The sequence below is a fragment of the Pseudomonas sp. SDO524_S393 genome (assembly GCF_054071875.1).
Window position 1 is genome coordinate 1 of sequence record NZ_JBSVVZ010000121.1, and the last position, 9,095, is coordinate 9,095.

Genomic DNA, 9,095 nt, shown 5'->3' on the forward strand with positions numbered 1-9,095 from the left:
AGTCACCATTTTGTTTGACTGACAGGACGCCATCGCGGGCAAGCCCGGCTCCCACACTGCATTGCAGTGCGTTCTGGATTACTGGCTCGTCTCACCTTCCAGCTTACGCGCCTCATCCACACCCGCCGCCGTCAGCTTGATCGGCAAGTTCAGCGAATATTCGCCGTCATCGTCGGTGGTCACATGACCATCCTTGATAAAGCCGCGATCCTGCAGAAACGCCAGCACGCTGGCGACCACCTTTTCTCCGCGGTAGTTGTCCAGCACCTCCTTGCCCAGGCCATTCGGGTGGGCGTGCAGCAGACGGGTGAGGACTTCCTTCTCAAGGTTTCTATCCACGTTCATGGGTACCTCTTCACTGGGAAATGAGCGGGGGAGCGGCGTTCAAGGCTCAAGGTGCAGGCTGTTTGGGCGCACCGGGCACGTTCGAATCATCACCTTTATTGACCTTCGGCTGATTCACCCCAGGGCCCATCTTGCCGTTGCCGACGGCGGCCGGTGCCTGACGCTGGGTGTCATTGCCCTGGGTGCGTGGATCGGCGCCCGGCTGGATGATCGCGCCACCGTTGGTGTCCATGCCGGTGCCCATGGATTTCTGCGACTCGGTGGTGGCATCGGGCGTCGGGTCGGTTGGGCCGGTGGTCGAGCCGGCGGCAAAGGCGTTCAGCGACGCCGCCGACAGCAGGCCGGTGAGGGCGAGGGCAGCAAACTTGGAATTTTTCATGAGGGTGCCTCCATAGGATTAATGTCCTTACCCTCTATTGGTCAGCCCCGCTTTCGGGTTCGTGCCTCGGTGGCGACGAACGGTTATAAGGTACCTGTAAGATTTTGTGTGTGCGGATGCAGGAAATTGCGCTGCAATCAGTCATGAATCCCCCTTAGTATGTGTGCTTTGACATTGCCAAGGCTCGCCCATGACCATCGAGATTCGCCCCGCCGTGCCCAGCGATGCTGCGCAGATCCTGACTTTCATCACCGAGCTCGCCGAATACGAAAAGGCCCGGCACGAAGTGATTGCCAGTGTGGTGGACATCGAGCGCAGCCTGTTCAGCGAGGGCGCCACCGCCCATGGCCTGATCTGTTTGCGCGATGGCTTGCCGATCGGCTTTGCGGTGTTCTTTTTCAGCTATTCCACGTGGCTCGGCAGCAATTGCCTGTACCTGGAAGACCTCTATATCAACCCGGAACAACGGGGCGGCGGTGCCGGCAAGAAGTTGCTGCGCCACCTGGCGAAGATCGCCTTCGATAACGGCTGCGGGCGTTTCGAGTGGAGCGTGCTGGACTGGAACGAGCCGGCGATTGCCTTCTACAAATCCATCGGTGCACAGCCGCAGGAAGAATGGGTGCGTTACCGCATGGAAGGCGATGCCCTGCGCGATTTTGCCTTGGGCTGAAGCCACACCGAACTTCAACTCTGGAGAGAGGGCTTCTGTGGGAGCAGGCAAGCCAGCTCCCACAGAAGCCCTCTTCTTTTAATTTTTCTCAATATATGGGATGCAAATTTATATATTGAGATATTTCAAAAGATGGGTTTATAGTCCGCTGCATCAGCACTCACTACCAAAAATAAAACAGGTGAAGCGATGCAGGCCCAACCGTTGTCATTACCCGCAGTGCCCGAGCCGACTTATGGCGAGCGGCTGAAGAACAAAGTAGTGATCATCACCGGCGCCGCTCAAGGCATTGGTGAGGCGATCGTCGCCTGCTTCCAGGCCCAGCAGGCGCGCCTGGTGATCGGTGATATCCAGGGCGAAAAAGTCGAGAAGGTCGCTGCCCACTGGCGCGAGCGGGGCGCCGAGATCTATGCGCAAGCCGTCGATATCACCTCCAAGGATCAATGGCGGGCCCTGGTCGACCTGGCCATCGAGCGTTTTGGCCGTGTCGACGTGTTAATCAACTGCGCCGGCGTGAATGTGTTTCGCGACCCGCTGGAGATGACCGACGAAGACTGGCGCCGCTGCTTCGCCATCGACCTCGACGGCGCCTGGTTCGGCTGCCGCACGGTGCTGCCGCACATGATCGAGCAGGGCATCGGCAACATCATCAACATCGCCTCTACCCATTCCAGCCACATCATCCCCGGCTGCTTTCCGTACCCCGTCGCGAAGCACGGCTTGCTCGGCCTGACCCGCGCGCTGGGCATCGAATACGCGCCCAAGGGCATCCGCGTGAATGCCATCGCCCCGGGCTATATCGAAACCCAGCTCAACGTCGACTACTGGAACGGTTTCCCTGACCCCCACGCCGAGCGCCAGCGTGCCTTCGACCTGCATCCGCCCAAGCGTATCGGCCAGCCTATCGAAGTGGCGATGACCGCACTGTTCCTGGCCACCGATGAGGCGCCCTTTATCAATGCCACCTGCCTGATGATCGATGGCGGGCGGTCTGTGATGTACCACGACTAGAACTCGCAGCTCTTCAATAACAACAAGAGGTGGTTCATGTTCAAGAAAACACTAGGCACCCTGGCACTCGCCGTGGCATTCAGCGGTTTTGCATCGGCCGAGGACGTGAAAATCGGCTTTCTGGTCAAGCAGGCTGAAGAACCCTGGTTCCAGACCGAATGGGCCTTCGCCGAAAAAGCCGGCAAGGACCAGGGCTTCACCGTGATCAAGATCGCCGTGCCGGACGGCGAGAAAACCCTGTCGGCCATCGACACCCTGGCCGCCAACGGCGCCAAGGGTTTCGTGATCTGTCCGCCGGACGTATCCCTGGGCCCGGCGATCATGGCCAAGGCCAAGCTCAATAATCTGAAAGTGCTGGCGGTGGACGACCGTTTCGTCGACGCCAAGGGCAAGCCTATGGAAGACGTGCCTTACGTCGGCCTGGACGCCTACAAGATCGGTCAGAAACAAGGCGAAGCCATGGCCGCAGAAGCCAAGCATCGCAACTGGGACTGGAAAGACACCTACGCCGTCATCAACACCTTTGACGAGCTGGAAACCGGCAAGAAACGCACCGACGGTTCGGTTGAAGGCCTCAAGGCTGCCGGCTTGCCGGCTGACCACATTTTGTTCAGCGCGCAGAAAACCCTCGACGTGCCAGGCAGCATGGACGCCACCAACTCGGCGCTGGTCAAACTGCCCGGTGGCGCGAAAAACCTGATCATCGGCGGCATGAACGACAGCACGGTACTGGGCGGCGTACGCGCCACCGAAAGCGCCGGCTTCAAGGCGGCCAATGTGATCGGCGTCGGCATCAACGGCACTGACGCTATCGAAGAACTGAAGAAAACCGATACCGGCTTCTATGGCTCGATGCTGCTGAGCCCGGATGCGTCCGGCTATAAGACCGCCAGCGCGATGTACCAATGGGTGACCAAAGGCACCGAGCCTGCCAAGTTCACCGCCCTGGACAACGTGACCCTCATCACTCGCGCCAACTTCAAGGACGAGTTGAGCAAAATCGGTCTATGGAAATGACCGGCGCGGCCCTGCGTTTCAACGGCATCGGCAAGGAATTTCCCGGTGTGAAAGCCCTGGCGCAGATCAGCTTTGAAGCGCGGCCGCATTCGGTACACGCGTTGATGGGCGAGAACGGCGCGGGTAAATCCACGCTGCTGAAAATCCTCGGTGGTGCTTATCAACCGAGTAGCGGCACGGTGCAGATCGGCGAGCAGACCCTGGCGTTCAAGAACGCCGCCGACAGCATCGCCAGCGGCGTGGCGGTGATCCATCAGGAGCTGCACCTGGTGCCGGAAATGACGGTGGCCGAAAACCTGTTCCTGGGGCATTTACCCACGCGCTTTGGTGTGGTCAATCGCAGCCGTTTGCGGCAGCAGGCACTGGCGTGCCTCAAGGGCCTGGCGGATGAGATCGACCCCCAGGAAAAACTCGGGCGGCTATCCCTGGGCCAGCGCCAACTGGTGGAAATCGCCAAGGCGCTGTCCCGTGGTGCCCATGTGATTGCCTTCGACGAGCCCACCAGCAGCCTGTCGGCGCGGGAAATCGACCGTTTGATGGCGATCATCACGCGCCTGCGGGACGAGGGCAAAGTGGTGTTGTACGTGTCTCACCGCATGGAAGAAGTGTTCCGCATCTGCAACGCGGTCACGGTATTCAAGGATGGTCGTTACGTGCGCACCTTCGACGACATGAGCACCCTGACACACGACCAGCTAGTGACCTGCATGGTCGGGCGCGATATCCAGGACATCTACGACTACCGCCCGCGCGAACAGGGCGAAGTGGCGCTGAAGGTCGAAGGTTTGCTCGGCCCAGGCCTGCGTGAACCGGTCAGTCTCAAGGTGCACAAGGGTGAGATTCTCGGCCTGTTCGGCTTGGTCGGGGCAGGGCGTACGGAGTTGTTTCGGTTGCTGAGCGGCCTGACCCGCAGCAGCGCCGGCAGCCTGGAGCTGTGCGGTGAAACGCTGCAATTGCATTCGCCGCGCGACGCCATCGCTGCCGGTGTGTTGCTGTGCCCGGAGGACCGCAAGAAAGAGGGCATCATCCCGCTGTCCAGCGTCGCCGAGAACATCAATATCAGCGCGCGCGGTGCCCATTCCACGTTTGGCTGGCTGTTGCGCGAAGGCTGGGAGCGGGGCAATGCCGATCAGCAGATCAAGGCGATGAAAGTCAAAACGCCGAATGCGGAACAGAAAATCATGTACCTGTCGGGCGGCAACCAGCAGAAGGCCATTCTCGGTCGCTGGCTGTCGATGCCGATGAAAGTGTTGCTGTTGGATGAGCCGACGCGGGGCATCGACATCGGCGCCAAATCCGAGATCTACCAGATCATTCATAACCTGGCGGCCAGTGGCATTGCGGTGATCGTGGTGTCCAGCGACCTGATGGAAGTGATGGGCATCTCCGACCGCATTCTGGTGATGAGCGAAGGCGCGTTGACCGGTGAATTGACCCGCGATCAGGCGGATGAAGCACGGCTGTTGCAACTGGCACTTCCGCGGACGCGGGCTTGAAGAATTCGAGGTGAATGATGTCCGAAGTAAAAACCGCAAAAGGCTTCTGGCCAGGGTTCAACCAACGCAAGTTTCTCGATGATTGGGTGATGCTGCTCGCCGCGCTGAGCATCTTTGTGCTCAGCGCGTTGTTCATCGACAACTTCCTCTCGCCGCTGAACATGCGCGGGTTGGGCCTGGCGATTTCCACCGTGGGCATCGCCGCCTGCACCATGCTGTTCTGCCTGGCGTCGGGGCATTTCGACCTTTCGGTAGGCTCGGTGATCGCGTGCGCCGGCGTGGTGTCGGGGATCGTGATCCGCGACACCGACAGCGTGCTGCTCGGGGTGTCGGCGGCGTTGGCCATGGGCCTGGTGGTGGGGCTGATCAATGGCATCGTCATTGCCAAGCTGCGCATCAACGCATTGATCGCCACGCTGGCGACCATGCAGATCGTGCGCGGCCTGGCCTACATCTTCTCCAACGGCAAAGCGGTTGGTGTGATGGACGAGGGTTTCTTCGTGTTCGGCAACGGCCAATTGATGGGCGTGCCGGTGCCGATCATCATCACCGTGCTGTGCTTCGTGTTCTTTGGCTGGCTGTTGAACTACACCACCTACGGGCGCAACACCATGGCCATCGGCGGCAACCAGGAAGCGGCACTGTTGGCCGGGGTGAACGTCGACCGCACCAAGATCATCATCTTCGCCGTACACGGGCTGATCGGCGCATTGGCCGGGGTGATCCTGGCTTCGCGCATGACCTCGGGCCAACCGATGATCGGCCAGGGGTTCGAGCTGACCGTGATCTCGGCCTGCGTACTGGGCGGGGTGTCGCTGAGCGGTGGCATCGGCATGATCCGCCACGTGATCGCCGGGGTGCTGATCCTGGCAATCATCGAGAATGCGATGAACCTGAAGAACATCGACACCTTCTACCAGTACGTGATCCGCGGTTCGATCCTGCTTTTGGCCGTCATCATCGACCGCATGAAACAACGCTGAAACCTGTCATATGGAGATCAGCCTGTGGGAGCTGGCTTGCCTGCGATAACGGTGTGTCAGCCGGCAAATTTATTGGCTGATCCTCCCTCATCGCAGGCAAGCCAGCTCCCACATGAAGTTCTGCTTTTGCCATAATGCCCGCGCTTTCACACTTATAGGCCCGACATGCAGGAAAACGCCTCCACTCCCGCCAAAGACGCCGCCCCCACCGGCACCCAGACTCTGTTGCGCGGCCTGGGCGTGGTGCAGGCAGTGGCAGCCGGCGCGCGCGATTTGAAAGAGATCGCCAAGCGCATCGGCACCACCCGCAGCACCACCCACCGCCTGGCCAGTTGCCTGGTGGAAGAGCGCTACCTGCGCGTGGTGCCTCAGGTGGGTTATTTGTTGGGACCGAAATTGATCGAACTGGGTTTTCAGGCGCGCGAAGAACTGCCGTTGGTGACCCTGGCGGTGCCGTACCTGGATGAGTTGTCGGCGCTGACTGGCGACACCATCCACCTGGCCATTCGTGAATACGACGACGTGTTGTACCTGCACAAGAACCCAGGCCGCAACGGCCCGGAAATGCGCTCGCGGGTCGGCCATCGCATGCCGCTGGCACGCACCGGCATCGGTAAGGCGTTGCTGCTCGATGACACGGCCCAGGAGTGGCAGCGCCTGTACGAAGTCAGCCTGCCGGTGGGTGGGAAAAACCTGCAATGGCCGCAGCACCCGGAACAGTCCTGGGCGCAGTTCGAGCAGCGCATGCGCGAATACGTGACGGGGGGCTATGCGTTCGACCTGGAAGACAACGAACCGTCGATCCGCTGCGTGGCGGCACCGGTGCGCGATGCCAGTCGGCGTATCGTCGCCGGCATCAGCATCGCCAGTACGGTGCCCTACATGCCGCTGGAGAAAATGGCCGAGCTGATCCCTGTGGTCAAACAGGTCGCAGCGCGGCTGTCAGCGGAGCTGGGCGCGAAGGTCTGATCGATCGCTGTCAGGCCTTCAGGGTCGCCATGTCGATGACAAAGCGGTACTTCACGTCGCCGGCGATCATGCGGGCGTAAGCCTCGTTGATCTGGCGGATGTCGAGCATCTCGATGTCGCAGGTGATGTTGTGCTCGGCGCAGAAATCCAGCACCTCCTGAGTTTCGGCGATACCGCCGATCAACGAACCCGCCAGCACCTTGCGCCCCAGCACCAGCTTGGCGGCGTTGACCGGTGGGTCCACCGGCTCGATCAAACCCACCAGAATATGTACGCCATCAAAGCGCAGTACGTCGAGGTAGGGGTCGAGGTCGTGCTGCACGGGGATGGTGTCCAGCAGGAAGTCGAAATGGCCGGCGGCGGCTTTCATCTGCTCGGCATCGGTGGACACGATCACATGGTCGGCGCCCTGACGACGGCCTTCTTCGGCCTTGCTCGCGGAGCGGGTGAACAGCGTCACTTCGGCGCCCATGGCCTTGGCGAACTTGATGCCCATATGGCCCAGGCCGCCCATGCCGAGGATGCCGACCTTGTCGCCGGCCTTCACACCGTAGTGCTTGAGCGGCGAGTAGGTGGTGATGCCGGCGCACAGGATCGGCGCGGCGCTGGCCAGGTCGAATCTGGCCGGAATCTTCACCACGAAATGCTCGCTGACCACGATGCTGTCGGAATAGCCGCCCATGGTGTTGCTGCCGTCTACCCGGTCGGGGGTGGCGTAGGTCATGGTCGGGCCTTCGAGGCAGTATTGCTCCAGATCCGATTGGCAGGCTTCACAGTGGCGGCACGAGTCGACCATGCAACCCACGCCGACCAGATCACCGACTTTGTGCGCACTGACGCTGGCGCCGATGGCCGTGACCTTGCCGACGATCTCGTGGCCCGGCATAAGCGGGTACACCGCGATGCCCCATTCGTTGCGCGCCTGGTGGATATCGGAGTGGCACACGCCGCAATACAGGATCTCGATGGCCACATCGTCGGCGCGCGGGCTGCGGCGTGCGAAGGACATGGGGGCGAGGGGAGTGGTGGCCGACTGGGCGGCATAACCGATGGCGGTGTACATGGCGAAACCTCGCAAAAGGACTGATTGGAAGGCGGCGCATTTTCCGCGCCGACCCCGGGTGCAGCCATGGCGATTGCTCCGAGTCTCATGCCTATTCGTCCGGGAGTGCCGGGTGTTTGGATCCAGCTGGCGCCAGACCTGCGATGATGGTGTCATCCCTTTTTCACGAAGTTTTTTGCCATGTTGTTGACCCGCCATCTCGATGCCAATGCGGCGCTGGTTGCCTTGATCGAAGGGCTTGCGCCTTGTGACGGTTTTTCTCCCACCCACCTGCCCGGCGTGCAGGTGCTGCGCGCCAGTTGCGATGTCGCGCGCGGCCCGCAGATCTATGAACCCAGCCTGATGATCGTCGCCCAAGGCAGCAAAGTGGCGTACCTGGGCCCGCGTACCCTGGAGTATGGCGCCGGGCATTACCTGATCCAGGCCATGCCGGTGCCATTCGAATGCGAGACCTTCGCCCTGCCGAACGCGCCATTGCTGGGTGTGACAGTCGGTATTGACCGCGTGGTGCTGGGCGAACTGGTCATGGCCATGGGAATTCAGGCCGGGCCACCGCCGGCGGCGCAGACCTTGGAGTCGATGAGTTCGGTGGTGCTGGATGACGCGATGCGTGGCTGCGTCGAGCGCTTGCTGGAATGTTTGCACGATCCGCTGGAGAGCCGGATCCTGGGGCCCGCGCGGGTACGGGAATTATTGTTCACCGCGCTGCGCGGACCACAGGCCGATGTGCTGCGTGCGTTGGTGGAGCAACAGGGGCAATTCTCGCGGATCGCCACCTCGCTGAATCACCTGCATGCCCATTACGCCGAACCCCTGAACATCGAGACCCTGGCCGGGTATGCGCATATGAGTGCGTCGACCTTTCACGAGCACTTCAAGCGCTGCACGCTGTTGTCGCCGGTGCAGTACCTCAAGCGTCTGCGCCTGCTCAAGGCCCAGCAATTGTTGCTGGTGGACGGCCTGGGGGTGGCGCAGGCGGCGCACAGCGTGGGGTATCAGAGCACGTCGCAGTTCAGCCGTGAGTACAAACGCTATTTCGAACGCAGCCCGGGTGAAGAGCGGGCTGCCTGATTTTTCCTGCTACGGTGGGATCAAAACTGTGGGAGCGGGCTTGCTCGCGAAAGCGGTCGTTCAGTTAGAGCATGTTTGACTGACACACCGC

General features: G+C 61.1%; 10 protein-coding genes. 7 read left to right on the top strand and 3 right to left on the bottom strand.

Annotation, left to right across the window (positions count from 1 at the left end):
- Positions 1-78: 78 nt before the first annotated feature.
- Both ACW9IB_RS28755 and ACW9IB_RS28760 read right to left on the bottom strand, forming a co-directional pair.
- Positions 79-345, bottom strand: coding sequence for a hypothetical protein (locus ACW9IB_RS28755; protein ID WP_457365204.1), 267 nt, complete (start codon positions 343-345; stop codon positions 79-81).
- Positions 346-391: 46 nt separating this feature from the next.
- The gene (locus tag ACW9IB_RS28760; RefSeq protein ID WP_457365205.1) at positions 392-724 is read right to left on the bottom strand and encodes a hypothetical protein; all 333 of its coding nucleotides are present in this window, start codon (positions 722-724) and stop codon (positions 392-394) included.
- A gap of 190 nt (positions 725-914) precedes the next feature.
- On the opposite strand from ACW9IB_RS28760, the gene ACW9IB_RS28765 reads away from it, so the two are divergent.
- From ACW9IB_RS28765 to ACW9IB_RS28790, 6 genes are all read left to right on the top strand, one after another.
- Complete coding sequence (locus tag ACW9IB_RS28765; protein ID WP_010208407.1) at positions 915-1,394, top strand: GNAT family N-acetyltransferase; 480 nt, start codon at positions 915-917, stop codon at positions 1,392-1,394.
- A 189-nt stretch (positions 1,395-1,583) separates the two neighbouring features.
- Positions 1,584-2,405 (top strand): SDR family oxidoreductase, encoded by an 822-nt coding sequence (locus ACW9IB_RS28770; RefSeq protein WP_457416683.1) that lies wholly within the window; start codon positions 1,584-1,586, stop codon positions 2,403-2,405.
- A 36-nt stretch (positions 2,406-2,441) separates the two neighbouring features.
- Positions 2,442-3,422 (top strand): substrate-binding domain-containing protein, encoded by a 981-nt coding sequence (locus ACW9IB_RS28775; protein WP_457416685.1) that lies wholly within the window; start codon positions 2,442-2,444, stop codon positions 3,420-3,422.
- Complete coding sequence (araG, locus tag ACW9IB_RS28780) at positions 3,419-4,918, top strand: L-arabinose ABC transporter ATP-binding protein AraG (protein WP_457416691.1); 1,500 nt, start codon at positions 3,419-3,421, stop codon at positions 4,916-4,918. The genes ACW9IB_RS28775 and araG overlap by 4 nt, the downstream gene beginning before the upstream one ends.
- A 17-nt stretch (positions 4,919-4,935) precedes the next feature.
- Complete coding sequence (gene araH, locus ACW9IB_RS28785; protein WP_457365208.1) at positions 4,936-5,901, top strand: L-arabinose ABC transporter permease AraH; 966 nt, start codon at positions 4,936-4,938, stop codon at positions 5,899-5,901.
- A gap of 165 nt (positions 5,902-6,066) precedes the next feature.
- Positions 6,067-6,870 (top strand): IclR family transcriptional regulator, encoded by an 804-nt coding sequence (locus tag ACW9IB_RS28790; protein ID WP_457416687.1) that lies wholly within the window; start codon positions 6,067-6,069, stop codon positions 6,868-6,870.
- Between the two features lie 10 nt (positions 6,871-6,880).
- On the opposite strand, the gene ACW9IB_RS28795 is transcribed toward ACW9IB_RS28790, so the two are convergent.
- Positions 6,881-7,933, bottom strand: a complete 1,053-nt coding sequence (locus ACW9IB_RS28795; RefSeq protein WP_457416689.1) for an NAD(P)-dependent alcohol dehydrogenase — start codon at positions 7,931-7,933, stop codon at positions 6,881-6,883.
- A gap of 180 nt (positions 7,934-8,113) precedes the next feature.
- Between ACW9IB_RS28795 and ACW9IB_RS28800 the strand changes: the two genes are divergently transcribed.
- Complete coding sequence (locus ACW9IB_RS28800) at positions 8,114-9,004, top strand: AraC family transcriptional regulator N-terminal domain-containing protein (protein WP_457365211.1); 891 nt, start codon at positions 8,114-8,116, stop codon at positions 9,002-9,004.
- Positions 9,005-9,095 lie beyond the last annotated feature (91 nt).

Excerpts from the sequence above, each read along its gene's own strand:
- ACW9IB_RS28755 (WP_457365204.1), bottom strand. The coding sequence starts at position 345 with ATGAACGTGGATAGAAACCTTGAGAAGGAAGTCCTCACCCGTCTGCTG.
- ACW9IB_RS28760 (WP_457365205.1), bottom strand. The coding sequence starts at position 724 with ATGAAAAATTCCAAGTTTGCTGCCCTCGCCCTCACCGGCCTGCTGTCG.
- ACW9IB_RS28765 (WP_010208407.1), top strand. The coding sequence starts at position 915 with ATGACCATCGAGATTCGCCCCGCCGTGCCCAGCGATGCTGCGCAGATC.
- ACW9IB_RS28770 (WP_457416683.1), top strand. The coding sequence starts at position 1,584 with ATGCAGGCCCAACCGTTGTCATTACCCGCAGTGCCCGAGCCGACTTAT.
- ACW9IB_RS28775 (WP_457416685.1), top strand. The coding sequence starts at position 2,442 with ATGTTCAAGAAAACACTAGGCACCCTGGCACTCGCCGTGGCATTCAGC.
- araG (WP_457416691.1), top strand. The coding sequence starts at position 3,419 with ATGACCGGCGCGGCCCTGCGTTTCAACGGCATCGGCAAGGAATTTCCC.
- araH (WP_457365208.1), top strand. The coding sequence starts at position 4,936 with ATGTCCGAAGTAAAAACCGCAAAAGGCTTCTGGCCAGGGTTCAACCAA.
- ACW9IB_RS28790 (WP_457416687.1), top strand. The coding sequence starts at position 6,067 with ATGCAGGAAAACGCCTCCACTCCCGCCAAAGACGCCGCCCCCACCGGC.
- ACW9IB_RS28795 (WP_457416689.1), bottom strand. The coding sequence starts at position 7,933 with ATGTACACCGCCATCGGTTATGCCGCCCAGTCGGCCACCACTCCCCTC.
- ACW9IB_RS28800 (WP_457365211.1), top strand. The coding sequence starts at position 8,114 with ATGTTGTTGACCCGCCATCTCGATGCCAATGCGGCGCTGGTTGCCTTG.